Genomic DNA, 24,787 nt, shown 5'->3' with positions numbered 1-24,787 from the left:
CTCCTCTCCCTCGGGTGCCCGTCACTCGTTCAGATGCGCGAGCAGCTCCGACAAGTCGCGCTCGGTAAATCGTCCGCCGCTGAGCGAGACGAGCCCGCGAAGCGGCACGCTCTGTTTGAAGGCCTCCAGCATCTCCTTATGCTCTTCCCCCGCGGCGGCGCCGAACGGCAGCAGCTCGCGCAGCTTCCGGACGAAGGCGGCGCCGCGCTCCGTCCGCAGCAAGTCGGCCACGGTCGAGTTGCGGTGATAGACCAGCTTGCGGACGTCCGTGGAGCGGACGGTCACCGTCTCGGTCAGCTCGATCGCTTGCGACGACCGGCCGATCATGATGTCGAAGTCCCCCGTCTCCACCGTCCACCGCTTCTCGTCGACGTCGTAATAGGCGAAGCTCCGCATATCTAACCGGAAGACGACCGTCTTCTCTTCGCCCGGCGCGAGCGACACCTTCTCGAACCCTCTAAGCTCCTTGAGCGGTCGAATGACGCTGCTCTCGACGTCCCGGACATAGAGCTGCACGACTTCCTTGCCGGCGCGCTCTCCGGTGTTCTTCACGTTCACTGACACGTGCAGCGCGTCTCGATCGGTGAGCTCCTTCCGATCCACCGATAGCCCCGAATACGCGAAGGTCGTATAGCTGAGGCCATGACCGAACGGAAACAGCGGCTTCAGCTGTTTCTTGTCGTAATAGCGATAGCCGACGAACAGCCCTTCTCGGTATTCGACCCGATCGCCTTCGCCCGGGAAGTTCAAGTAGGACGGGTTATCGCTCAGTTGGACCGGGAACGTCTCGGCGAGCTTCCCCGATGGATTCGCGTCGCCGAACAACAGGTCCGCGACCGCTCCTCCGAGCGCTTGGCCGCCCAAATACGCCTCCAGCACGGCTTTGGCTTTCCCGAGCCACGGCATCTCGATCGGTGCTCCGTTACAGAGCACGACGACGAGATTCGGCTGAACGGCCGCCACCGCCTCGATCAGCGCGATCTGATTGGCCGGCATGCGCATATGCCCCCGGTCGAAGCCTTCCGACTCGTACCGCTTCGGCAGTCCGGCGAAGACGACCGCGACCGACGCTTCCCCCGACGCCCGCAGCGCTTCCGCCGTCAACGCTTCGTCGACGTCGTCCCCGCTTAGCCTGTAGCCTTGCGAATAGACGACTCGAGCGTCCGGCCCCGCCGAAGCGGACAGCTCCTCGACGATATCGTCCAGCCGGGTCGGTTGAATCTGAGAGCTGCCGCTGCCTTGATAGCGCGGGACCGCGGCCAACTCCCCGATCACGGCGATGCGCTCGCCGCGGGGAAGCGGCAGAACAGCATCCTCGTTCTTCAACAGCACCATGCTCTCGACCGCGACTTGTCGGGCCAACCGATGATGCGCGTCAGGGTCGTAAGATGCGTCCCGCTTCCGCCGATCGACGGCTCGGAACACGACGGTCAGCAGTCGTTCCACGGCAGCATCCAACGTCTCTTCGGCCAATCGTCCGTCCTTCACGGCATCGACGATACGTCGCGCGCCTTCGCCTTCGTGAGGCATCTCGAGCTCCAAGCCCGCCGCCAAGCTCGCGACCCGATCGTTCACCGCGCCCCAGTCCGAGACGACGAACCCTTCGTGGCCCCATTCGTTCTTCAGCACGTCCGTCAGAAGCCATTCATTCTCGGCCGCGTACGTACCGTTGACTTTGTTGTACGCGCACATCACCGTCCACGGCTGCGCCTTCTTCACCGCCCCCTCGAAGCTCGCCAAGTAGATTTCGCGCAGCGTTCGCTCGTCGACGACGGAATCCGAGGTCATCCGGCGGTGTTCCTGATTGTTGGCGGCATAATGCTTCAGCGAAGCGCCGACGCCTTGGCTCTGCACGCCCATGATATGGTAGGCGGCCATCTCCGAAGACAAGTACGGATCCTCGGAAAAGTACTCGAAATTTCGCCCGCACAGCGGCGAACGCTTGATATTGGCCCCCGGGCCGAGCAGCACCGCCACGTTTTCCGCTTGGGATTCCTCGCCGAGCGCCCGGCCCATCGCTTCGATCAGCTCCCGGTTCCAAGAGCTCGCGACGCCCGCCGCCGACGGGAAGCAGGTGGCCGGCACGCTGTCGAACAAGCCGAGATGATCGGTTGCCGCCCGCTGCTTCCGCAGGCCGTGCGGACCGTCCGTCATCATGACGGACGGGATGCCCAGCCGTTCGATGCCTTGCGTATGCCATGTATCGCGCCCGGTACAGAGGCTCGCCTTTTCTTCCAAAGTCATTAACGCGATCAATCGCTTGATGTCCCGCTGTTCACTCACTTTCGGTTTCCTCCCCGTTATTCGCCGCCGACGAATCGAAATTCCGCCGACTGCACGTCTCTGCTGTTCGACCCTATGAACGCGACGAACGCGCCCGGCTCCGCCGTATATCCGGCGCTAGGCGTCCAGAAAGTCAGATCTTCGACCGTAATCCGGAATACGATCTCCCGGCTTTCGCCCGCTGCGAGCCGCTCCTTGCGGAACCCCTTCAGCTCCTTCACCGGGCGAACGATGCTGCCGCAGCGATCCTGAATGTACAACTGTACGATTTCTTCCCCCGCGACCCGGCCGGCGTTCGCGACCGTTACGGACACCGACAGTTCTTCGCCGACGGCGAAGGAATCCCGGTCCAGCGCGATCTCCGAATATTCGAAGCGGGTGTAGCTTAACCCGAAGCCGAAAGGGTACAGCGGCTCGTTCGGACCGTCCAAATATTTGGAGAGGAACTTCTGATCCCGGTTCGCTTCCGTTAACGGCCTGCCGGTGCGGAAGTGATTGTAATAAACCGGGATTTGGCCCGTATGCGCCGGAAAGCTCATCGTCAGCTTGCCGGACGGATTGATCTCTCCCGTCAGCGCGTCGGCGATCGCGCGTCCCGCCTGCGAGCCGAGGAACCACGTCTCCAGAATGGCGTTCGCGTGTCGTTCGACTCGCGCCAATGCGAGCGGCCGGCCGTTCGTCAGCACGAGCGCGATCGGCTTGCCGGTCGCGGCGACGGCTTCCATTAACCGCAGCTGCGCCTCGGGCAGCTCGATGCTCATGCGGGAAGCGGCTTCCCCGGACATATCGCTGCTCTCGCCGAGCGCCAGGATGACCAGATCCGACCGTTCCGCCTGTCTCACCGCTTCTTCGATCCCGCCTTCGATTCTACCGTTCACGCCGCAGCCCGGCGCAAACAACAGGCTCTCATCGGAATAGCCCTTCTCCCGCAGCCCTTCGTACAGCGTGACCGTCTCCAGCCCGTATCGAGTAAATTGCCACGGCCCCAGCAAGTCTCTGCTGTCCGCGAACGGCCCGATGAGCGCAACCTTCCCTCGGCCCTTCGACAGCGGCAGCGTTCCGTCGTTCTTAAGCAGCACGATCGACTTGCGCGCAAGCTCCAGGCTGGCCTTCACGTGATCCGGATGGAAGTGCCATTGCGCTTCCGCCTCCGGCCGAATGTAACGGAACGGATCGTCCATGAGCCCCAGCTTGTATTTGAGGGTGAGGATGCGCCGGACGGCATCGTCGATCTGCCCTTCGGAAAGCTTCCCTTCCCTCACGAGCCGCGGCAAGCATTCGAAGGATCGGGTCGCCATCTCGATATCCATCCCGGCGTCGACCGCTTTCTTCGCCGCATCCGACGCGTCCTCGGCATGGCCGTGAACGACGATCTCCTCTACCGCGCCGTAATCCGAGATCAAGACGCCGTCGAAGCCAAGCTCGTCGCGCAGCAGCTCCTTCATGAGCGCGGCGTTCGCCGCCGCCGGCACGCCTTGGTACAGATTGAAGCCGTTCATCACCGACCCCGCCCCAGCCCGAAGCCCCGCTTGGAACGGGGGCAAATATACGTTGCGCAGCGTCGCTTCGGATAGATCGACCGTATTGTAGTCTCGTCCGCCCTCCGCGGCGCCGTATCCGACGAAGTGCTTCAAGCAGGCGACGATCGTCTCCGGATCGAATAGGGAGTCGCCTTGGAAGCCTTCCACTTGCGCTTTCGCGATCAGGGAACCCAGGTACGGATCCTCGCCGGCGCCTTCGGACACGCGTCCCCAGCGCGGGTCCCGGCTAATATCGATCATCGGGCCGTGATTATAGACCGTGCCCGACGCGCTCGCCTCCTTCGCCGCGATCGCGCACGCTTCCCGAATCGCTTCGAGATCCCAGCTGCAAGACCAGGCGAGCGGAATCGGAAAGATCGTCTGCGAACCGTGGATAACGTCCGCGTTGAAGAGCAGCGGGATGCCGTGCGGCGATTGTTCGACGGCGATCTTCTGCAGCTCGAAGACGCGATTCGCGTCGAAGGCGCCGAGCACGGAACCCGCTCTTCCTTCCGCGATCAGCTTCTCCGGCGGATCCGTCATCACCGCGCCGCCGAACGAGAAGTGCGACGCCGGAACCTGGAACATCTGCCCGACCTTCTCCTCCAGCGTCAGGCGCGACAGCAGCGCCTCCACCGCGTCCCGAATGTCTTCGTCCTTCCGCTCGCTTACGCCCGATCTCCGGTAAGGCTCGATCCGCTCGACCAACGCCTCCGATAACGATGGACCTTGACCGCGGGCGCCTTCCAACGGCAGCTTCCCCAGTCCCGGCAAGTAAAGCGCTCCGGCGAATCGGTCATCCTCGAACGCCAGCTCCGCGACGATGCTCTCGCCCGGCTTCCAGAACGCTTTCCCGACGCCGCGCAGCTCGTTCCCGTTCACGGCCAGCGAATCGATCGCGATCGGAATCGCCAGCGGTTCCGTCGCGATATCGAGCGTAAAGCCGGCTTTCTTCGAAATTTTGAATTTGATCTTCAGCTCCATTAGCGGCGTAGCTACGATCGCATGCCAGTTCCCAATCATCGAATCCCCTCCATGTCCGAACGGATCAGCCTTTCACGGCGCCGATCGTCAATCCTTTGACGAAGTATCTTTGGAAGAACGGATACACCAGAATCACCGGAACGATGCCGATCACGGCGATCGCCATGCGGAACGTCTCCCTAGGCAGCTGGGCGATCGTCTCGCCGGTGCCCAAGTTGCTGTTCATCGTTAGAAACTCGATGTTGCTCATGATCCGGTTCAACAAGTTTTGCAGGTTCAACAGCTCCGGATTATGAATAAACACCAATCCGTTGTTCCAATCGTTCCAGAACGCGAGCGCTTGGAACAAGCCGATCGTCGCCAGAATCGGCAGCGACAGCGGCAGCACGATTCGGGAATAGATCGTCCATTCTCCGGCGCGGTCGATGCTCGCGGATTCGATGACCGCCGTCGGCACGGAGTTGACGAAGAAGGCCCGCATCAGGAGCACGTTAAAGCCGTTCATGAGCAGCCATGGAACGAGCTGCGCCCAGAGCGTGTCGCGGATATCGAGCACTTGCGTATACACCATATAAGTCGGCACCAGCCCGCCGTTGAACAGCAAGGTGAAAAACACGATGAACGACAACGCCGGACCGCCTGGCAAATCTTTGCGGGACAACGGGTACGCCAGCATCGAAGTCATCGCTAAGCTTGCGATCGTACCTACGACTGTAACTAGAATCGTGACGCCGTACGCTCGGAATATCAATGCGGAATGCTGGTATAGATATTCGTAGGCGCCTAGACTGAATTTCTCCGGGAAGAAGGTGTATCCATGCGCGACGATGGCGCTGTCGTCCGTGACGGACGCCGCGAACAGCAACAGGAACGGCAAGAGGCAAGAGATCGCGAATCCGCCGAGCGCGAGATGCGCCGTCAGCCTCCAGCCGAAATATTCTTTGGTCAATATAATCCCTCCCGATCAATACAAAGCGCTGTCTTTGTCGATTTTCCGTACGATGGCGTTCGACGCGACGACGAGGACGAACCCGACCACCGATTGATAGAATCCTGCGGCGGCCGACATGCCGACGTCGCCGAGCTGCATCAGGCCTCGGAACACGTAGGTATCGATGACGTTCGTCGTTTCGTACAGCGGTCCGGAATTCATAGGCACTTGATAGAATAAACCGAAGTCGGAATAGAAGATCCGCCCGATGGCGAGCAGCGTCAGCATGATCGTGATCGGCATGATCATCGGGAGCGTGATGCTTCGAATTTGCATCCACTTGGAAGCGCCGTCGATCTTGGCCGCCTCGTAATACTCGCGGTCGATCCCGATGATGGCGGCCAGGAAGATGATGCAGGAATAGCCCGCTCCCTTCCAAATGTGCACGAGCGTAAGGATATAAGGCCAATACGCCGGCTCCAAATACCAAGAGATCGGTTCGATGCCGAGCATCGGCAGAACGGTCTTGTTCAAGAAGCCCGTCTCGGGGCTTAGCAACGCGTATACGAGATAACTGACGAGGATGATCGAAATCATATGAGGCAGGATGATCACGCTTTGATAGAATCGATGCGCCAGACGGTTTCGGATTTCATTCAATAGAATCGCGATCGCCATGGCGACGCTCAGGCCGAGCGCGATGAACGCGGCATTGTAAAGCAGCGTATTTCTCGTAATGACGTAGGCGTCGCTCGTTCGGAACAAATATTCGAAGTTTCGAAACCCGACCCAATCGCTGCCCCAGACGCCCAAGGCGTAGTTCATGTCCTTGAACGCGATCGAAAGTCCGAGCATAGGCAAGTAATTGTTAATCAGCAAATAAACGAGCCCCGGGATCGTCATCATGTACAGAGGGATATATCGGCGTAGGTTTCTGCTTTTCCGGTGTGTTTGCATGCGTATCAGGCGCTCCCCTCTCTTCGTCGACAGCCGGAATAATAAGCCCGACCAATCTGCGACTGGTCGGGCGGCGACGGTCATCCCATGGCTACTGCGCGGCGTTCACTCTCGCCCATTCGTCCAACTGCTTCTGTTTCTCGGCGATAATTTTGTCGATGCCCGCCGCTTTCAGCTTCTCGACGAATTCGGGCAGCATTTTCTCCGGATCGACGCTGCCGGTTTCCAGCGGCAGCTTATATTGGGTGATGACGTTCGACACGGCGGCATATTCCGTCTTGACGGCCGACGAGTCGAATAAGAACCCTAGCGCTTTCGACGGCTTGGCGGTCCGGTTAAACTCCGCCGTCTTCTTCCAAATGTCCGGATCGCCCGTTGCCAGCACATACGCTTTGAACTGGTCCCCGAACATCCAGGCTAAGCTGTTATACCCGACGGACGACGCATCCTTGCCTTCCGGATACGCGATGATATGCTCGGCGGCGCCTTCGGCCTTCACATAATGCGTACCTTCGACGCCCCAGCTGAACAGATTGACGATCTCCGGATCCTCGTACATTAGGTTGAGGAACTGCATCGCCTTGTCCTTCAGCTCGGATTGCACGGGAATGCCCCACATCGCGGCCGTGACGTTGCTCGTCGTCGTGTACGGCGGCAGCAGCTCGGCCGTCACCAGCTCCGTGCCGGACGCTTTCGATTCTTGCGCCGCGAAGCCCGGCTTCTGCATGGCGAGATAGGCGAACGCTTTGCCGGAGCGAATCAACTCGAAGGTGTTGATTTTGTTGGTCGCCGCATCCTTGAGAATATACCCCTTCGTGTACCAATCGCGGATCGTCCCGACGAAGCTCTGGTATTCCGGCATCTCGAACAGGTTGGCGACCTTCAGGCCGTTGTCGTAATTCGGCAGGACGCCCATGTTGTCGCCCAGCGGATCGAAGAAGAGGTAGCTGTCCCGGAACGACTGTCCCGCCGCGCCCGGTACGAGGGGCACGACATCCGGCTCGCCGTCTTTGATCTTCTGAAGCGCGGCGGCGACGTCCTCCAGCGAATGAAGCGCGTTCGGATCGATGCCGTGCTTGTCCGCGAGATCCTTGCGCATGACCAGGCCGTAGCTTCCCGCCATATCGCGGTGAGAGGGCACGCTGTACATCTTCCCGCCGATCTTGGTCGCCTGCAAATATTTCGCGTCCATCGAAGACGCGATGCCGCCGCCGTATTGGCCGATCAAGTCGTCCAGCGGAGCGAGCATGCCTCTCGCGACCATGTTGCTGTACATGCCGCCGTGGACATACGTCAAATCCAGCTTCCCGTTCGAGCTGAACAGCAAATTCGTCTGCTGCAGCCACTCGCCTGCGTTGATCGGCATAAAGTCGACGCGAGCTCCGATCTTCGCTTCCGTAATGGCGTTCATCGCTTCCTCGACGAGCTGCAGTCCTTGTTGATCGGCGGTGACGACCGGGAACGCGACGGTCAGCTCCACGATTTCCCCGACGGCTTGCTCCTTCGAAGGTTCGCCGCTTGCAGCTTCCTCGCCGCTCGGCGCAGACTCGCCGCCGGCTTCGTTGCCGGCTTCGTCGCCACCGCCCCCGCCGCCGCATGCCGTTACGACCAGCATGAAGCATAACAGCAAGCACATCATCGCTTTCGTCGTTCTCTTCATCTTCGAAATCCCCCCGCTGTATGTGAAAGATTGCCCTGCTTGTTTGTATTGTACGGCGGCGGGGACGGCCGGCTCTGCCCCGATGACGACCTCTCTTATGCACTTTGCCGACTATCGGCGCTCATTCCGATCGGCGCTTGCTCCGGTATTCCGCCGGGTTGACCCCCATGTACTTCTTGAAAATGCGGGAGAAATGAGAAAAATTCGAATACCCGATCTTCGCCGCGATCGCGCCGACGGACAGGTCCGTGTTCGCCAGCAGGCCGGCGGCTAAGTCCAGGCGTTGATGCAGCACGTAATCCGAGATCGACAGCCCGGTTTCTTTCTTGAACACCCGCGTCAGATAATCCGGGTTCAAATACACATGGTTCGCGATATCCTCGCGCGACAGCTCCTCGTGAAGATGATCGCGGATATAGGTCTTCGCTTTCTCGACGACGCTTTGCAGCCGATCGTACGAGGACAACAACGACACGGACTCGGCGACGATATGCCGAATCCAGGCCAACGCGTCGGTGGCCGATCGCGTCGACGCCGAGAGCAGCTGCGAGGAATCCCGGTCGCCGAACAATCGCCTCGCCTGAATCCCTTTCACCTGAAGCGCATAATAAACCATCTGCTGTACGTCTTGAACGAACTGCCCCAGCGTCTCCGGGTCCATTCGGCCCGCGGCGGTCAACGAACGAATGTATTCCTCCGCCGCCTTCAATAGCTGCGCCGTCTTCCCTTCCTCCAGCAACACGGACCACAGGCTCGTATCCGGCGGCGCCTGACCGCCCTTCGACGCCGGCGGCTCCTGCAGCGAGAATACCCCTTGATCGTAGGCTACATTGTTCGAATCCAACCTTCGGAGCTCGTTGTATGCGGCAGCCATGTCGTGCCCGGGAACCGGCCTCCCGACGTAACAGGCCGCATCCGCGTAGAAGTAGGAACGGCAAGCTTCGACGAACCGGCCGCAGGCGGCGCGTACGTTGTCTTCCGCCGCGACGGCGGACGCGCCGCTCGCCAGCGCGAGCAGAAAACCGCCGCCGAGCGTCACGAGCAATCCGTCCGCCCGATCGTTCAGCAGCAGCTCCTCCGCCGATTTCCTTATCGCGTACTCCAATATTTTCTCGTCCCGCAGCGATACCGACGAATCCCATCGGCGAACTCGGATCAGCACGGGGAGGAAGGTCATCTCGGAAGCGTAAGGGATATGCCGTGCCTCCGCTTCTTTCTTGACCGCCTTCGCATGGCCCGGAATCGTCTGATTTACGATGTCCAGCCAAAATCGCTCGACGATCAGCGGCTGATGCTCCACCCAATATTTCCCGTATTGGCTGAACTCGTTCAAGCGATCGTCTTGATCGAGCTTGCGCATCGCCTTTTTCACAGCTTCTCTCAGCTCTTGGAACGGGATCGGCTTCAACAAGTAATCGAGGCTCCCCAGCTGCATGGCCTGCTTGGCATAGCGGAAGTCGGCGTGGCAGGTCAGGAAGATCGTCTCCGTCCGCGGATAATGCTCTCGCACCCATGCCAGCAATTCCAATCCGGTGCCCTGCGGCATCTCGATATCGCATAACAAAATATCGATGCGTTCGGTTCGAAACCGCTCCTTCGCTTCGTCGGGTCCGTAGGCGGTAAACAAGCCGGTAATCCCGATGTCGGACCACGTTACGCCGGATTTCAGCCCTTCGACCGCGATCGGCTCGTCATCGACGATTAATAGATGGCACACCGTTCGTCCACTCCTCGTGTTCCGGATGTTGTTGCAATGGAACGTACAGCTCCGTTACCGCCCCCTGCGGATCGTCGTTGTAGCATTCCAACCACGCCTTGTCTCCGAATTGCAGCCGAAGACGTTCGCGCGCATTCCACAGTCCGATATGCTCGCCCGTCTCGTCGAGCAACGGCTTGCCGCCCCGAATCGCTTCCAGCGCCTCGTCCGAGAAGCCCTTGCCGTTGTCGCGAACGGAGATGCACACCGTCGGCGCTTCCGCCAGCGTGTCTAACGACGCTTCCACGGTCAGGACGGTCGAACCGGTCGCCCGAACGCCGTGCTTCATCGTATTTTCGACGAACGTTTGCAGCATCGCCGGCGGGATCGGCGTCTCCGCCAAATAATCCGGAACGCGAATGTCCCAGCTCAATCGGTTCGGCAGACGCAGCTGTTGGATGCGCAAATAATTCCTCACATGCTGAAGCTCGTCCTTCAGCAGGACCAGCGGCCGATCGTTTTGAAACATATAGCGAAAATAATGAACGAGACACAGCGTCATCTCTTGAATGAGCTGATACTGCTTCCCCTGAGCCAGGTGGAACAAAATATTCAGCGAATTCATGAAGAAGTGCGGGTTGATTTGCAACTGCAGCTGCTTGAGCTCGGCTCGCTGCTTGCTGAGCTGCTCTTCGTACACATTGATTTTCAGCTCCTCGATGCGAGAGATCATTCGATTGAACGTTCGATTGACCAATTGGAATTCGTCGGACGCGGGCGACTCCTCGATCTGAAGAGTCCAGTTCCCTTCCCCGATCAGACGCATCGTGACCATCAGCTTCCGAAGCGGCAGCAAGAGGACCTTGCGCAGAAACCACATGCTGAGCGCCAGCATCAGAATCGCCATCCCGACGACGACTTTCGCCGCGTTCGCCAAATACGGGAGGTTTTCGAGCATCTGCTTGTCCGGAATCGCGGCCGCCAGACTGAACTCCCCTTTGCTCGACGTTTCGCCGACGACCAGGTAATCCTCGTGACGGCCGGACAAATAATAGGTTTGAAATCCTCGGGCGAAGTCGATCGCTTCGTCCGCCAACGGCTGCGTGCTGCCTAACGTTCGTCCCGCCCCGTCCACCAGCAGCACCGCGCCCGTCTTGCCTAGGCTCATCTCCCGCAAAGGAGCGAGCACCGTCTTCGCCCTCGCCCAAGCGCCGATATAGACGTCGTCGGTTCGAAACAACCGAACGATATAGGTTTCCCCGTTCGACGGTTGAACCGTCCACTCCTTCTGCACCGGCCCCTCCGGGGATTCGTCCATTAGGCGCTCCAAAGTTTGCCTTAAGCTCATCAACTGCTCGTATCCCATCGCTTGCTTGAACACTTCCATCATGTCGCGTCTCGGGATCGAATAGACGAAGAAGCCGTCGATATACGGATAGACGATCAGATCGGAAGAGAGCATGCGCGACACGCTGCTCTTGGCCATGACATAATCGTCCGCCGGCACATGCTTCCCCATCGCCAACAAGTTCGAGTCCGAGTACGTCAGCCCAAGCAGATGACGCTCGACTTCGGACAGCTGGTCGTCGATTTGTTTCATATGAATGGAGATCAGACTCTTGTTCGTCGCGGCCACCTGGTTATGAATCACGTTCACGCTGTAATGATTGTTGTAGAGGAGCAAGGCGATCAAGGGGACCGTAATCGCGAGAAGGCCAAGCACCAGCTTTACCGGTATGGAATTCCAAGGGATGGATCGTTTTCGTTTGCGCATGAGGGTACCCCCGGTCGTCGAAGTCGTTTCCCAACAATATACCTCGGATGTGCGCTTTGCAGCAGCCTATCTCTTCAAAGTACTTCACATCTGCGGGCCGGTCTATGCCGATGCCGACGACTCGTTTGCACTTTCACGACTTTTTTGCATCGCCGACGTCAGGCGGATTTACCGCCTTTTCCATTTGACGCGGGGGCGGTTGTTACCTATGATGGTATGTAAACGGTTCATCCGGAGGGGGATTGTGCATGGACGAGATGGATCAACAGTACGAGCGGTCGCTCCGGTTGTTCCGCGTGCTCAATCGCGCGTTCCGCAGCGTCTCCGAGCACTCTACTCGAGATATCAAAACGTACGGCCTGAATCCTACGGAATTCGCCGTATTGGAGCTGCTGTATCATAAAGGTCCGATTCCGCTCCAACAGATCGGCTCCCGGCTGCTGATCCTGAGCGGCGGCGTCACGTATACGGTCGATAAGCTGGAGAAGGCGGGTTACGTCCGGCGACGCAACTGCGCCGAGGACCGCCGCGTCACGTACGCGGAAGTGACCGAAGAGGGGAATCGGCTGATGGAGTCGATCTTCCCGAAGCACGCCTCGGCGCTGCACCGCGCGGTATCCGGCTTGTCCGAGGACGAGAAGCTGCAGACGATCGAGCTGCTGAAGAAGCTCGGCATCGAGGCCGACCGGCTGTTGTAATGGCGAGATGCGCGCATGAAAGAACGTCGCCCCGTTCGGGGCGGCGTTCTTTTTGCCGTTCGGGTCAATCGGTCGGGGGTTCGAAGTCGTAAATGGAGCTTTTCCCCTGTACGCCGATCGTCACGGCGTCGACGTTGCCGTCGAACGTATCCGCTGCGCCGGCGAAGCCGTGAACCAGACGAACGCCGCCCAGCCCGTTGGGGGAGTTGACGATCCGCGCGTTCGGTCGGGCGGCCAAATATGCGCTCAGCGACTTCACGCCCGTTCCGGGGGTGGCCCCGGCGATGCCGTTCTCCGACCACCATCCTCCGACCAGCGCATTCCACTGCTGCCAGGCGTTCAGCATCGGAGATCCTTGATCCGGCAAAGCGGGGTTCCCCGTCGCGGGAGTTTGGTACGCGGGTTCGAAGAAGATCAAGTCATCCGCCTGATTGTCACCGTTCCAATCGAGCTGGAGAATGAGATAAGGCCATTGTTGTCCGTTGTTCTGTACGTCATAGGTCCAATACCGAAGCGCGGTCAAGTCCGCCAGCCGGGTTTTGTGATATCCGTCGGAACGAATTTCGGCCGCTTGGTCTCCGTTCGTTCCGGTAAACAGCCGCACGCTGCCGTCGTTTAACGGAGGCAGCTCCGGACCGAACACGAAGGTGACCGACCCGTCGGGGGACGTCACCCGGCTCTCCCATCCCTTATCGCCGCTTTCGTTGACGACGTGGAAATTGACTTTATTCGCCATAGTGTTTTCACCTTCCTTTCTCTTTAAACTACTGTCAATATTATGTAATTGATACTTTATTTGACATGGACAAGAATGTAGGACTTCCAACTTCCACTCTTCACCGGAAACCCATGTCCGGTACATTCGTCCGTTCAACGCAAATGGCGCGCCGATCGGCGCGCCATGCATGTCGTGTTCGATGATCGATCCGAATGTTCTCATTCCTCCGGCGGCGTCAATACGATCGCGCCGTCCTGGATCTTCACCCGCACCCGGGGCGACGACTTCAAGCCGGCTTGCTCCAGATAGGCCTCCGGGAGTTGAAGTCGCCCCGCCCGGTCCATGACCGCGAACTCCTCGTGCGTCGCCTCTTCTTCGGCGGCGGCCGCGGATTCGCCCTTCAGCGACGCCAGTTCTTCGGCATAGCTCGTGCGGCGAATCATCTCCGACGACGTCTTCCCGTCCCGAATCGCGACGACGCGGTCGACCTTCTTCGCGAGCATCGGATCGTGCGTAACGATGACGACCGTGACGCCGTACTCGCGGTTGACGAGGCGGAACAGGTCGAGAATTTGGTCCGCCATCTTGCTGTCCACCGAGCCGGTCGGTTCGTCCGCCAGCACGAGCCGCGGCTCGTTGGCGAGCGCGATGGCGATCGCCACGCGCTGCTGCTCCCCGCCGGACAGCTGCTGCAGCTTATTGTTCACCCGATGGCCGAGGCCGACCGCCTCGAGCAGCTCGAGCGCGCGGAGCCGGCGCTTGCGGCCCTTCAGCAGCATCGGCAGCTCGACGTTCTGCAGCGCGGTCAAATACGGGATCAGGTTGCGCGCGTTGTTCTGCCAGACGAAGCCGACGCTCTCCCGCTTATAGCGGATAAGCTCCTTCTCCGAGCACTTCAGCAGGTCGACGCCGTTCACGGTCAGCTTGCCCGCCGACGGCCGATCCAGCCCGCCCAGCATGTTCAGCAGCGTCGACTTGCCGCTGCCGCTGTTGCCGATGATCGCCATCAGCTCCCCCTGCTCCACGCGCAAGTCGAGTCCCTGAAGCGCGAACACCTCTAGATCGGCGCTCTTATAAATTTTCACCAAATCCTCGCACACAATCATCGGTCAGTCCTCCCCGAGCTTCAGCGCTTGGTGCATCTGGATGCGGGACACGATCCATCCGAGGGCCGCGAAGCCTGCCAGGATCATGATCGAGACGAGCGCGCCGAGTCCGATCATATCTCCCGCTTCGATCAAGACGCGGAACGGCGGCACTTGCGCGGACGGCTCGAACGCGAGGCGGAACATCGGCACGAACAACCGGCAGGCGAGCACCCCGGTGCCGATGCCGAAGACGAGCGCCGCGGCGGTCGTGAGCAGCTGTTCCGCGGCCAGCAGGCCGAGCAGGCTGCGGAACGACATCCCGATCGCGCGGAACAAGCCGAACTGCATCGCCCGCCCTTGCATGGATAAGATCCAATACAGCAAAAATCCGATAAAGCTGATCAGCACGGAGATGAGGAAGCCGAGCGTCATGACGCCGTTGATCGACAGCTGGTACGGGTCGTTCTTCATCCGAAGGAGACGCTCGCGCGTATCTTCCGCGTTCATGATCGGCAAGCCGCGCTCCCGAATGGCGTCGAACGCCTCTTGCCGGGAGACGTCCGGCTCCAGCTTCATCCATACCTCGTACGGCTCGAGCGCGATCCGGTTCTGGATATACGACAAGTTGCCGACGATCATCATCGGCGCGACCGGCGTGCCGTCGGTCATGACGGGGGCGTCCTTCTCCGGCAGCGGCGAGAAGCTCGGGAAATAATCGACGACGCCGTACACGGTGAACAGCGCAGGCTCCCGGCTGCCCCACCGCACGCTGAGCGTATCGCCCACGCGGACCGAGCGCTGCTCCGCAAGCGTCCGCGAGACGAGCACGGCGGACGGCGTCTCCGCGATCAAGTTCAAGTACTCGTTGAAGTGATGCTGCAGCAGCCCGTTCCGGAACCAAGCGGTCCGCCCGAACCGGTCCGTCTCGATGCCGTACAGCTGCACCGCGCCGTTCGTCGTCTGACTCTCCATGAAGGCGTCTTTCTTGACGAACACTTTGGCGACGCTCTCCACGCCCGGGAGCGACTCGTACGGAGCGAACGGCGGCTCGATGTACTGGACGATCGTCGGCGCCTCGTCGGCGCTCTCCGCTTGGGGGACCGGCGCTCCGCCCATCGTCGGCGGCGGGGCGTTATTTTCCCAGCGCGTCGTCAGCCGTAAATCCGCCCCGATCGCGTAGCGAATCGAATCTTCCAAATTCTGGTTCATCGTTCGCGCGGCGCTGGCGCTGTACATCCCGATGCCGACCGTCAGGACGAGGAAGATCATCAGGTAATGGTAGCGTGCGCCGCCGCGGCCGATATCGAGCAGGATGGAAAAGAGCGACGGCGGCCACCACTTCCGCCCGCTCCAATACAGCAGCCGGATTCCCCACGGGTAGATGCGCAGCAGCAGCAAGCCGAAGCCGGCCATGAACAGCGCGGGCACGAAGAAGAGGAGCGGATCGACGGCGACCTGCTGCCCGGCGGCGCCGAGCGACGCCGCGCGGCTCATCTGCCGTTCGAAGTCGCTGTAGACGTACAGCGACACGGCGATCAGGATCAGATCGAGTCCGATCGTCTGCCAGAGCGGTCGCTTCGACGCCCGAGACTGCTCGCGCTTGCGTTCGACGATCGTGGCGCGCGCGGCGATCGCCGCCGGGATCATCGTCATCAGGAACGAGGCGCCGACCGCGTACAACGCGTATCGATACACCTCGGCGTCGAGCCGGACGTCGAGCGCGGCGCGCTGCACGAACGTAAGGAAGCCGTTCGACGCGCCGAGCCACGTCGTCAGCCCGAGCGCCAGCGGCGGGCCGGCGGCCAGCGCGATCGCCCCGAGAATGACGCCCTCCGTCGCGTACGACAGCACGATCTGCCATCGGCTCGCGCCGCGGCTGCGCAGGACGGAGATTTCCGTCTTCTGCCGGTTGACGAGCAGATTCGATACCATGAACAGGAAGACGCCGAGCATGATAAGCACGGGGACGTTCAGCGCCCATAACAGCTTCCGAAGCTGCTCCTCGCGATCGAAGTACGAGGCGATCGTCGCGCCCGCGGCGTTGTTCACCGCGTGCGTCTCGAACAACGGCGTCATGAACCGATCCAAATCCGCTCCGACGCGCATGTATTGTCTCACGTTGTCGAGCGTGAGCTCCGTATGGTCGACCGCGTAATACCACGTCGCCGTCAGCGGACGCACCGGTTGATCGGCGCCGCCGAACGACGCGACGTACGTGTCGAACGGGAGCAAGAAGACATTGTCGTAGCGAGCCGCATTCCCGCCGTAAATAAACAGATCCCGTTCGCTTGCCTGCTCGACGACGCCGACCGCCTTCACGACGATCGGCTTGCCGTCGTCCGTCGCGGGCCCCGGTCGGTTGCGAAGGATGATATGGAACTCGTTGCCGAGCACCATGCGCAGCTTGTTCAGCGCGTTCCCGAAGACGACCGCTTCGTACACGCCGTTCGCCGCGGCGGCCGGGTCCGGCCAGCGTCCGTCGACCAGCTTCGCATTCTCCTCGAGCCCCTCGATGGCGCCGAGTTTCGCGAAGCGATCGACCGTCGGGTCCGCGCCGCCTTCGGCGGCCGGTACGGCGGCGAACTGCACGCTCTCCCGCTCCCGCACGTAGTGCAGCACGGGAACGGGCAGCCGCTTGCCCGCTTCGGTCGCATACGCATCGATCGCGGCGATCGACTGCACCGCCTTCGCGGGGTCGTCTTCGTCCCTTACGTATACGCGAGACCAGAGCGAACCGGGATAGACGTTGTCGTCCGTCTGCAGCAGCTCCAAATCCTTGACCAGCATGCGCTGCAGCACGGCATCGGTATAAACCGGAATGCTGCTGACCAGCGCCACGGTCACGACCAAACCGGCGAGCAGGCACAGCTGCAGCCACCGGTTGTTCGCCATTTTGCGAAGCACCATCTGTATCATTCGTCTACACCCTCTACCTTCGGCTTATTGCAAAATGACGACGGCCCCTTCGTCCAGCCCTTTCACGATTTCCACCTCGGTGGACGTCTCCACGCCCTTCTCGACGTCGAACTCCTTGCGGCTCTCTCCTTCAATGACTTGGACGTACGTCCGGCCGAAGTAGCTTCGAAGCGCGCCGCGCGGGATGATGATCGTATCGGCGCTCCGTTCCGTCGCGATGCGGATGTCGGCCAGCTCGCCCATCGCCGCCCCTTCCGGCATTCGGTCGAGCGTCACGTACAGCGTTCTGGAGTACATGTCGGCCAACTGCGGATTGAGCGTCGCCGGCGCCGAATCCGGCGTCTGCGCGACCGTACCCGTAAGCGACGCTCCCTTGAAGTCGATCTCGACCGGCATGCCGGGCTTGACGCCCGCGAGCGCCGTACGGTTCGCCGCCTCGTACGTCAGCCGCAGCTCCGACGGGTCGGCGACGGAGACGAGCGTGCGCCCGTCGTCCACCTTGTCGTTCCGCTCCAGCTTCTCCGCGTAGACGACGACGCCGTCCGATTCCGCCGTCAGCTGCAGGCTGGCGAGCCGCGTACGCGTCTTCTCGAGCCGGGTTTTCGCGATGTTCAGCTCGAGCCGGCGAATGACCATCATCTCCTCGTCGCCCGACGCCGTCGCTTCCCGGTAGCTCCGCTCCGCGTACATGACCGCGAGCTCCTGCTCCTGCACGGCCAAGTCGAGATCGCCCACCTGGAACTGGACGAGGACGTCGCCCCGCTTCACGACGTCGCCCGCCTTCACCTGCATCGATTCCACGATCGCCCCCGGCTCCTTAAGCGCATGATAGACGATCGCCGTCGATTCGAAGGCGCCGACGCCCCGCACGTACTTCACGATTTCCCCGCGCTTCGCGACGGCCGTCTGCACGCTGTCCTCGCTTGGCTTCACGAGCGGGGGCGCCAGCGATTCCTCTTCCTTCGGCAGCAGCGAGCATCCGCTCAAGGCGACGGCCAGCGCCGTTCCCGCTGCCAGGAGCCTCCATGCCCGACGCGTCCCGTTCCCCTGTTCCCCCTGTTTAAACAATGACTCCATCCTCCAATGCATACACATGATCGACGATTTCCATCATCGCCGGGTCGTGCGTCGTCATGACGATCGAAAGACCTTCGTTCTCTACGAGCTCTCGGAACAGGCCGACGATCGACAGCCCCGTCCTGCTGTCCAACTCGGCGGTCGGCTCGTCCGCGAGCACCAGCTTGGGCCGATGCGCGATCGCGCGGGCGACGGCCACGCGCTGCTGCTCGCCTCCGGACAGCTCGAAGGGGCGATGGTGCATCCTTTTTTTCAGCCCCACCAATGACAGCGCTTTCTCCGCGAGGTCGCGGGAAGCCGACGGCGTCGCGCCCGACAGCCGAAGGCCGAATTCTACGTTTTCCAGCCCCGACATGTAAGGAACCAACGCATACGATTGGAAAATGAGCCCGATCCGAGTCCGCCGCATTTCGTCCCGCTGTCGATCCGTCAGCCGCGTCGTGTCGACGCCGTCCAGCTCGATGATTCCGTCCGTCGGCCGGTCGAGCGTGCCGAGCAGATTGATGAGCGTCGTCTTGCCCGAGCCGGACCGCCCTCGCAGCGCGACCAGCTTGCCGGCGGGCACCGTCAGGTCGACGCCCCGCAGCGCATGCACGGCCGCGCCGCCGCGCCCGAACACCCGCGTAACCCCCCGCGCGCGAATCATGTCTCCCATAGTACGGGAATCCCCTCCGCCATGGTATGTGATGAGTAAGTGTGTAAACCTTTACATAGATCCGTCCCCTTCATTCTACACGCTGTCCGTCCGGGGAGGAATGATGATTTTTACCGAAAAACTTCTCGGAATTCGGAGAAGAAAAACCGTTGACAATCCACGATGGATGGAATATGCTCCCACTAACTTGATACGAGTTCGATCATCATAGAACTGTTTATTCAAGAGGAGGCTGCCCTTATGACCCAACTCCGGCTGGAACGGTTGGCCGACGTCCCGTTGTCCCGCGTCGTCGCCGCTTGGAACGAATGCTTCTCCGATTATTACGTACCGATCGCGATGGACGTCCCCGCCTTCGCCGCCGCGAAGCTCGGCAACGAAGACCTGCATCCCGAGTTGTCCTTCCTCGCGTTCGCGGACGGGCGCGAGGCGCCGGTCGGGTTTCTGCTGAACGCCGTGCGGACGGTCGACGGCGAGCGGATCGCCTGGAACGGCGGCACCGCGGTGCATCCCGACTTCCGCGGACGCGGGGTGGGAGCCGCCCTTCTCGAGAAGGCGCTGGAGACGTACCGGGAGCAAGGCGTCGGCGCCGCGCTGCTCGAGGCGTTCGTCCAGAACGAAGGCGCCATCCGGCTGTATCGCCGGTTCGGCTACGAGCGATTCGATACGCTCTATGGGATGGAGGCGGCGGGGGCGCTCGATTTCGGCCTCGATTCGGCCGAGGTCTCCTCCGAGGCGGCCTATCGAATCGAGCGGCGTCCCGCGGCGGCGCTCGAAGGGTTGCGGTTCGCGACGGAGACGCCGCCGTGGCAGACGATGCGCCAATCCGCCAAGACGGGCGAAGCGCTCGTCGCCGAGGACGCCGCCGGACGCCCCGTCGGATACGCGCTTCGGCGGCGCTCTCCTGCGGCGACGACGCTGCTGCAATGCGCCGTCGATCCTGCGCTGACCGACGACGCGGCCGTCGACGTGACGCGACGGCTGCTCGGCGCCGTCTTCTCCGGGACCGCCGCGGACGGCTCGGCCGGTCGCCGGAACGTCTTCGCCGCCCCGGCGTCTCAGCCGGCGCTGCGCGCCGCGCTCGCCTCGGCCGGCTTCGAGGACAAGTACGCCCTTGCGCATATGCGTTTACGCTTCTAAGCATCCTTGATACAATAAAAGGCAACTTGTTACGTATCTAGGAGGCAACGCTCGACATGCGCGGTATCGCGATCCTTCTTCTGTTCCACCTGGCGGGCACCGCCCTCGAACGGCTCGCCGGCGTGCCGCTCCCCGGCAACGTCATCGGCCTCTTGCTGCTGCTCGCGGCGCTCGGCCTCGGATGGGTGAAGCTCGAATGGGTGGAGGCGTCCGCTTCCTTCTTGCTGAAGCATATGATGCTCTTCTTCGCGCCGATCGTCGTCGGGACGATCGTCTTCCTTCCGCTTATCCGAACGGAATGGGCAGCCATCGTCGCTTCGCTCCTGCTCGGCCCGGCGATCGTCATACTCCTGACCGCCTTGACGGCGAAGCTGTGGCCGGGGGGAACGCGTTGACCGCGCTTTTGGAATGGGCGTCGACGCCGGCGTTCGCCGTCGCCGTCACCGTCGGCCTCTACGTCTTATCGCTCCGTTGGAACGCCCGCCTGCCCTGGCTGCATCCGCTGATCGTCACGTCGGGCGGCCTGATGGCGCTGCTGCTGGCGGCGGACATTCCTTACGCGACGTATTCCGAAGGCGGGGACCTGCTGTCCTTCTTCCTCGGACCCGCCACCGTCGCGTTGGCCGTTCCTTTGTATAAGCGGAGGAACGAAATCCGGAGGCGGCTCGGGCTCATCCTCGCTTCCGTGACGGTCGGCAGCGCGGCGGGCATCGGCAGCGCTTGGCTGCTCGTCACGCTGCTCGGCGGCAGCCGCGACCTGTTGATCGCCTCGCTGCCGAAGTCGGCCACCTCGGCGATTTCGATCGAGCTCGCCCGCTTCCTCGGCGGCCCCGGCGAGCTGTCCGCCGTGCTGACCGTGCTGACCGGCATCGCCGGCAGCATGTTCGGCCCCGCGCTGCTCCGCCTGTTCCGCATCGACGGCGACGTGCCGCTCGGCCTGGCCGTCGGCACCGCCGCGCACGGCATCGGCACGTCGCGGCTGCTGCGCGACTCCGAGGAGGCCGGCAGCTACTCCGGACTCGCGATGGGCATCGCGGGCATCGTCATCTCGCTGCTCATGGTGCCGCTCTCTTGGCTGCTGTAAGCCGCGGGTAAGCCGCGAGTTCACCCCGCTGTCGGCGCTGCGCCGGCCGGCGGGGTTTTGTTTGTTCCGCGGCTCCTTCTCCTCGAATTGCCTTCGTTCGGCCAAGACCGCGCAAACGTTCGGAATTGCCGTGAAGTGCCGGTTGTCGTTGACGGTAACGTCAAGGAGGCGATAACGGTATGCGAGGACCGCGCGAACGAACGCGCTTGCATGATTGAACTGCACGAATGCAGGTATATTCTCAAAAACCAGCCGAATCGACCCGGATGCCTGCAACCATGCAGTTATTTTCGGCGATTTCCGGAACATGCAGGCAAGACGCCTGCATCTTTGCGGTTATTTCGCTCGGAGCGGCTAATTTCCGGTGGAATACCTGCAGTCGTGCATTTCGTTTCGCAACCGCCCAAGCTGAGCGAAGGGAACCCGAGGGGAAGGAGCGGAGAAAGTAACACCCTCCCCCGCTAAAAAACGAAGCGCCGCGATCGGGAGATTTCTTCTCCCGAATCGCGGCGCTCTGTTTATCCTGTCGCCTCGACCGTCTCTTTGCGCGGCTCGAAGCGGATCGCGTTGCCGTTCAAAATCAACAGCACCGTACCGTCGCCGAGGATCGACGCCCCGGCCAAATACGAAAGATGCTTGAAGCAGTCCTCCGGCGGCTTGACCACGACCTCCTGCTGTCCCGCGAGTCCGTCGACGCGCAGCGCGACGCCGTTGCCGAGGATGACGAGGTACGAGGAGGAGTCCCCCGCCTTCTCGGCCGTTGCCGCCCCCTTCCCGTCTTCCGGTTCCGGCAACGACAAGTACGTCCGCAAATTCACGACCGGGTAAACCGTATCCCGCAGAATGACGACCGGCTCGCCCTGCATCGTCCGAACGTCGCCCGCGGAAATCCGCAGCGTCTCCTCGATCTGCTCGAGCGGGATGCCGTACGCGCTGCCGCCGACGGACACTTGGAGAATATGAGTCATCGACAGCGTGAGCGGCAATTCGATGCGAACCGTCGTGCCCGCGCCCCGCTCGCTGCGGATGCCGACATCCCCTTGCAGCCGGCGGATCGCCTTCTTCACGGCGTCCATCCCGACGCCCCGGCCCGAAAGCGTTGTCACTTCTTCCGCCGTGGAGAGGCCCGTCCGGAAGACGCAAGCGACCAACTCCTGCTGCGTCATCGCGGCGATGCGGTCCTCGGACAATTCGCCCGTCTCTCGCAGCTTGTCGGCGATCCGCTCCGTATCCACGCCGGCGCCGTCGTCGTACACTTCCAACACGACGCGGTTCCCCTCGCGGAACGCGGAGATGCGGAGCAGCCCTTCCGCCGGCTTCCCGGCCCGCGACCGTTCCTCCGACGGTTCGATGCCGTGATCGATGGCGTTGCGGATCAGATGGATCAGCGGATCGGATATGGCTTCGACCAACGTCTTGTCGAGCGTCGTCTCTTCGCCCTCGAACGCCAACCGGATCCGCTTGCCGGACTGACGAGCCATATCCCTTACGAACCGATGAAATTTATTGAACACGAACGATACCGGCAGCATGCGAATGTCGACGATCGCGTCCTGCAAATCCCGCGTAATCCGGTCGAGCACGGCATACTTCTCCTTGAGCTCGGCCGCGACGGACGCAGCGTCGTTCGGCCGACGCAGCTTCCCGATCATGAACGGGAACGCGTTCCGCGCGACCGCCAGCTCGCCGATCAGCTCCATCAACCGCTCGACCTTCCCCGTCTCCACGCGGATGATTTGGTCCGGGTCCATCGGAGCCGAAGCGGATGCCGTTGCCGAAGCCGTCGCCTTGCCTGCCGCCGGCGTCGAAGCCGCGGGCGGCGGCGGCGCGGAGGCCGCCGCTTCCTTACCCGCGCGCCCTCCCTCCGGCGCCTTCCGCCCTATAACGTCCGCCGCGCGCGAAGCCGAAGCCGCGGCGGGCGCCGACTCCGACGCAGCCGATGCCGCCCCCTTCTCCGCCTTCGCCGGCCCGGCCAAATACCGGTTCGCCCGTTCGTTCAGCGCCGTCAAATCCGGGGCTTGCATCGCGGCGAGCGCAAGCAGGCCGTCGTCCTTGAGCGCCTCGGCGCACCGACGAAGCAGCTCGCGGGCCAATTCCCAGCGCTCGATCAGCGGGCGGCCCTTCGGCGCCAAGAAATGCAGCTGCTCGACGACCAACCTGCCGGCCAGCGGGGCAAGATCCGGGAGCGAGGCATCCGCCGCCGGCCGGCGACGCGGCGGCGCTTCGGACAAAGACGGCCCCTCCTCCTCGCCCGCGAACGGGTCCTCCAACGAGCTTTCGAACGCCGCCGGCGCGAGCAGCCTGCCGAACTCCTGCTTCGCCGCCTCGCGCGGCTTGCACAGCTCCCAGACGTCCAACACGACGTCGGAGAACCGCTCCGGCGCCGTCCCGTTCGCCCACGATTCCGCGCCGCCGCGCACCGCGTCGCATACGTCGGACCACCAATGCGGACGCGGCGAGGCCGCGTCGGCCTTGCGTGCGTAAGCCTCAAGCAACGTGCAGACGACGACGAACTGCATGAACAGGAGGAGCGCCGGCCGGCCTTGCGCCTTCTCGGACATGCGGCCGAACTTCGCCCCTACGCTCTCGAGCAGCGCGGTCAGCTTCGCATCGTCGAAGCGCAGCCCCGCGGCCTCCGCGAGCTCCGCGGCGGCCGCCTTCGCCTGCCGGACCTGATACCGGTTCAGCTGCGCCGCCGCGGCGTCCGCGGCCGATAGCGTCGGCAGGAAGTGCGCGAACGCGTCCGCGTCCTTCGTCCCCTCCATGAAATCGCGCGCCGCCGCGGCCCAATCCGTCGCCCGCTGGGAAAACAGCGCCGCCCGAGGCTCCTCCCGCTCCCGGGTCGACAGGAATTGCCCGAGCCGATGCAGCAGCTCCGGCTCCGACTGCGGATCGTCCTCGCCGTCCCGAATGCGCTCGGCCAGCGACCGCACTTGGTCGAAGCTCTCGAGCAAAATATCGATCAGCGCCGCGTCCGCGACCCGCGTCCCGTTCCGCAGATCGTCCAGCACGCTCTCGAGCAGATGCGTGAGGATCGCGATCCCGCTATAATCGTACAGATTCGCGGAGCCCTTCAGCGTATGCGCCGCGCGAAAGACGTGGTCGACGTTTTCCTTGTCGTCCGGCCGGCGCTCGAGCGCGAGAATATGATCGCCGATCGCGTTCAGCAGCTCGTCCGCCTCTCTCGAAAACGAAGCCTTCACATTCCCCCTCATACGCCCGCTCCTTCCGGTTCGATGCCGAACAGCCGAATGAGCGCCTCGAGCCGATCCGGCTTCACGGGCTTGACGAGGTACGCGTTGGCGCCGGCCTGATACGCGAGCTGCTGGTCGGACGGCTTGCTTTCGCTCGAGACGACGGCGATCGGGATCGTGTAGCTGCGTTCCCCGCCGCGAAGCTCCCGAATGAATTGATAGCCGTCCATCTTCGGCATGTTAATGTCCACGATCGCGGCGTCGTATCGTCCGACGGCGAACTTTTCCAACGCTTCCAGGCCGTTATACGCCTCGTCGACCGCGAAGCCGCGCCGCTGCAAATATTCCTTGTAGTAGTCCCGGGTCGCCGCGGAGTCCTCCACGATCAATACTTTCCCTCGTCCCATCCCGC

18 protein-coding genes are annotated in these 24,787 nt (G+C 62.1%); 4 read left to right on the top strand and 14 right to left on the bottom strand.

Going from position 1 to position 24,787, the window contains the following annotated elements:
- Positions 1-21: 21 nt before the first annotated feature.
- The 7 genes from RIN49_RS04535 to RIN49_RS04505 form a co-directional block, all read right to left on the bottom strand.
- Positions 22-2,244 (bottom strand): beta-glucosidase family protein, encoded by a 2,223-nt coding sequence (locus tag RIN49_RS04535; protein ID WP_309119226.1) that lies wholly within the window; start codon positions 2,242-2,244, stop codon positions 22-24.
- A 56-nt stretch (positions 2,245-2,300) separates the two neighbouring features.
- The gene (bglX, locus tag RIN49_RS04530; protein ID WP_309118978.1) at positions 2,301-4,826 is read right to left on the bottom strand and encodes a beta-glucosidase BglX; all 2,526 of its coding nucleotides are present in this window, start codon (positions 4,824-4,826) and stop codon (positions 2,301-2,303) included.
- Between the two features lie 25 nt (positions 4,827-4,851).
- Positions 4,852-5,736, bottom strand: a complete 885-nt coding sequence (locus RIN49_RS04525) for a carbohydrate ABC transporter permease (protein WP_309118977.1) — start codon at positions 5,734-5,736, stop codon at positions 4,852-4,854.
- 15 nt (positions 5,737-5,751) lie between these two features.
- A complete protein-coding gene (locus tag RIN49_RS04520; RefSeq protein ID WP_309118976.1) occupies positions 5,752-6,675 on the bottom strand; it encodes an ABC transporter permease in 924 nt (307 codons plus the stop codon).
- Positions 6,676-6,766: 91 nt separating this feature from the next.
- Complete coding sequence (locus RIN49_RS04515) at positions 6,767-8,335, bottom strand: ABC transporter substrate-binding protein (RefSeq protein WP_309118975.1); 1,569 nt, start codon at positions 8,333-8,335, stop codon at positions 6,767-6,769.
- Positions 8,336-8,456: 121 nt separating this feature from the next.
- Positions 8,457-10,052 carry a response regulator transcription factor gene (locus tag RIN49_RS04510; RefSeq protein ID WP_309118974.1) on the bottom strand — a complete coding sequence of 532 codons (1,596 nt, stop codon included), beginning with the start codon at positions 10,050-10,052 and terminating at the stop codon, positions 8,457-8,459.
- A complete protein-coding gene (locus RIN49_RS04505; RefSeq protein WP_309118973.1) occupies positions 10,027-11,805 on the bottom strand; it encodes a cache domain-containing sensor histidine kinase in 1,779 nt (592 codons plus the stop codon). Before RIN49_RS04505 ends, RIN49_RS04510 begins: the two co-directional genes overlap by 26 nt.
- Positions 11,806-12,053: 248 nt before the next feature.
- Here RIN49_RS04505 and RIN49_RS04500 point away from each other — a divergent pair, with 248 nt between their 5' ends.
- Entirely contained in the window at positions 12,054-12,503 is a 450-nt protein-coding gene (locus tag RIN49_RS04500; RefSeq protein ID WP_309118972.1) for a MarR family winged helix-turn-helix transcriptional regulator, read from the top strand.
- A gap of 64 nt (positions 12,504-12,567) precedes the next feature.
- On the opposite strand, the gene RIN49_RS04495 is transcribed toward RIN49_RS04500, so the two are convergent.
- The 5 genes from RIN49_RS04495 to RIN49_RS04475 all read right to left on the bottom strand — a co-directional run bounded on the left by RIN49_RS04495 (position 12,568) and on the right by RIN49_RS04475 (position 18,957).
- Positions 12,568-13,239 carry a hypothetical protein gene (locus RIN49_RS04495; protein ID WP_309118971.1) on the bottom strand — a complete coding sequence of 224 codons (672 nt, stop codon included), beginning with the start codon at positions 13,237-13,239 and terminating at the stop codon, positions 12,568-12,570.
- Positions 13,240-13,439: 200 nt separating this feature from the next.
- On the bottom strand, positions 13,440-14,327 hold the full coding sequence (locus RIN49_RS04490; protein WP_309118970.1) for an ABC transporter ATP-binding protein: 888 nt from the start codon (positions 14,325-14,327) through the stop codon (positions 13,440-13,442).
- Between the two features lie 3 nt (positions 14,328-14,330).
- Positions 14,331-17,225, bottom strand: coding sequence for an ABC transporter permease (locus tag RIN49_RS04485; protein WP_309118969.1), 2,895 nt, complete (start codon positions 17,223-17,225; stop codon positions 14,331-14,333).
- Positions 17,226-17,249: 24 nt separating this feature from the next.
- Positions 17,250-18,293: an efflux RND transporter periplasmic adaptor subunit gene (locus RIN49_RS04480; RefSeq protein WP_309118968.1), complete on the bottom strand. Its 1,044-nt coding sequence runs from the start codon at positions 18,291-18,293 to the stop codon at positions 17,250-17,252.
- On the bottom strand, positions 18,286-18,957 hold the full coding sequence (locus RIN49_RS04475; protein WP_309118967.1) for an ABC transporter ATP-binding protein: 672 nt from the start codon (positions 18,955-18,957) through the stop codon (positions 18,286-18,288). The genes RIN49_RS04480 and RIN49_RS04475 overlap by 8 nt, the downstream gene beginning before the upstream one ends.
- Before the next feature lie 240 nt (positions 18,958-19,197).
- Between RIN49_RS04475 and RIN49_RS04470 the strand changes: the two genes are divergently transcribed.
- Genes RIN49_RS04470 through RIN49_RS04460 form a run of 3 tightly spaced genes read left to right on the top strand, consistent with a single transcriptional unit; the run spans position 19,198 to position 21,181 of the window.
- Positions 19,198-20,097: a GNAT family N-acetyltransferase gene (locus tag RIN49_RS04470; RefSeq protein ID WP_309118966.1), complete on the top strand. Its 900-nt coding sequence runs from the start codon at positions 19,198-19,200 to the stop codon at positions 20,095-20,097.
- Positions 20,098-20,153: 56 nt separating this feature from the next.
- Positions 20,154-20,492 (top strand): CidA/LrgA family protein, encoded by a 339-nt coding sequence (locus tag RIN49_RS04465; protein WP_309118965.1) that lies wholly within the window; start codon positions 20,154-20,156, stop codon positions 20,490-20,492.
- Positions 20,489-21,181 carry an LrgB family protein gene (locus RIN49_RS04460; RefSeq protein ID WP_309118964.1) on the top strand — a complete coding sequence of 231 codons (693 nt, stop codon included), beginning with the start codon at positions 20,489-20,491 and terminating at the stop codon, positions 21,179-21,181. The genes RIN49_RS04465 and RIN49_RS04460 overlap by 4 nt, the downstream gene beginning before the upstream one ends.
- Before the next feature lie 518 nt (positions 21,182-21,699).
- Here RIN49_RS04460 and RIN49_RS04455 read toward each other — a convergent pair.
- Positions 21,700-24,396: a chemotaxis protein CheA gene (locus RIN49_RS04455; RefSeq protein WP_309118963.1), complete on the bottom strand. Its 2,697-nt coding sequence runs from the start codon at positions 24,394-24,396 to the stop codon at positions 21,700-21,702.
- Entirely contained in the window at positions 24,393-24,782 is a 390-nt protein-coding gene (locus tag RIN49_RS04450) for a response regulator (RefSeq protein ID WP_309118962.1), read from the bottom strand. Before RIN49_RS04450 ends, RIN49_RS04455 begins: the two co-directional genes overlap by 4 nt.
- Between the last annotated feature and the right edge of the window lie 5 nt (positions 24,783-24,787).

The sequence above is a fragment of the Paenibacillus sp. genome, from assembly GCF_031177825.1.
In the GTDB taxonomy this organism is placed as follows: domain Bacteria; phylum Bacillota; class Bacilli; order Paenibacillales; family YIM-B00363; genus Paenibacillus_AE.
Note: the sequence above shows the minus strand (reverse complement) of the source record. Positions and strands in the feature narration are given on the sequence as shown.

Excerpts from the sequence above, each read along its gene's own strand:
- RIN49_RS04495 (WP_309118971.1), bottom strand. The coding sequence starts at position 13,239 with ATGGCGAATAAAGTCAATTTCCACGTCGTCAACGAAAGCGGCGATAAG.
- RIN49_RS04455 (WP_309118963.1), bottom strand. The coding sequence starts at position 24,396 with ATGAGGGGGAATGTGAAGGCTTCGTTTTCGAGAGAGGCGGACGAGCTG.
- RIN49_RS04500 (WP_309118972.1), top strand. The coding sequence starts at position 12,054 with ATGGACGAGATGGATCAACAGTACGAGCGGTCGCTCCGGTTGTTCCGC.
- RIN49_RS04475 (WP_309118967.1), bottom strand. The coding sequence starts at position 18,957 with ATGGGAGACATGATTCGCGCGCGGGGGGTTACGCGGGTGTTCGGGCGC.
- RIN49_RS04515 (WP_309118975.1), bottom strand. The coding sequence starts at position 8,335 with ATGAAGAGAACGACGAAAGCGATGATGTGCTTGCTGTTATGCTTCATG.
- RIN49_RS04520 (WP_309118976.1), bottom strand. The coding sequence starts at position 6,675 with ATGCAAACACACCGGAAAAGCAGAAACCTACGCCGATATATCCCTCTG.
- RIN49_RS04505 (WP_309118973.1), bottom strand. The coding sequence starts at position 11,805 with ATGCGCAAACGAAAACGATCCATCCCTTGGAATTCCATACCGGTAAAG.
- RIN49_RS04535 (WP_309119226.1), bottom strand. The coding sequence starts at position 2,244 with ATGACTTTGGAAGAAAAGGCGAGCCTCTGTACCGGGCGCGATACATGG.
- RIN49_RS04465 (WP_309118965.1), top strand. The coding sequence starts at position 20,154 with ATGCGCGGTATCGCGATCCTTCTTCTGTTCCACCTGGCGGGCACCGCC.
- RIN49_RS04450 (WP_309118962.1), bottom strand. The coding sequence starts at position 24,782 with ATGGGACGAGGGAAAGTATTGATCGTGGAGGACTCCGCGGCGACCCGG.
- RIN49_RS04470 (WP_309118966.1), top strand. The coding sequence starts at position 19,198 with ATGACCCAACTCCGGCTGGAACGGTTGGCCGACGTCCCGTTGTCCCGC.
- bglX (WP_309118978.1), bottom strand. The coding sequence starts at position 4,826 with ATGATTGGGAACTGGCATGCGATCGTAGCTACGCCGCTAATGGAGCTG.
- RIN49_RS04490 (WP_309118970.1), bottom strand. The coding sequence starts at position 14,327 with ATGATTGTGTGCGAGGATTTGGTGAAAATTTATAAGAGCGCCGATCTA.
- RIN49_RS04485 (WP_309118969.1), bottom strand. The coding sequence starts at position 17,225 with ATGATACAGATGGTGCTTCGCAAAATGGCGAACAACCGGTGGCTGCAG.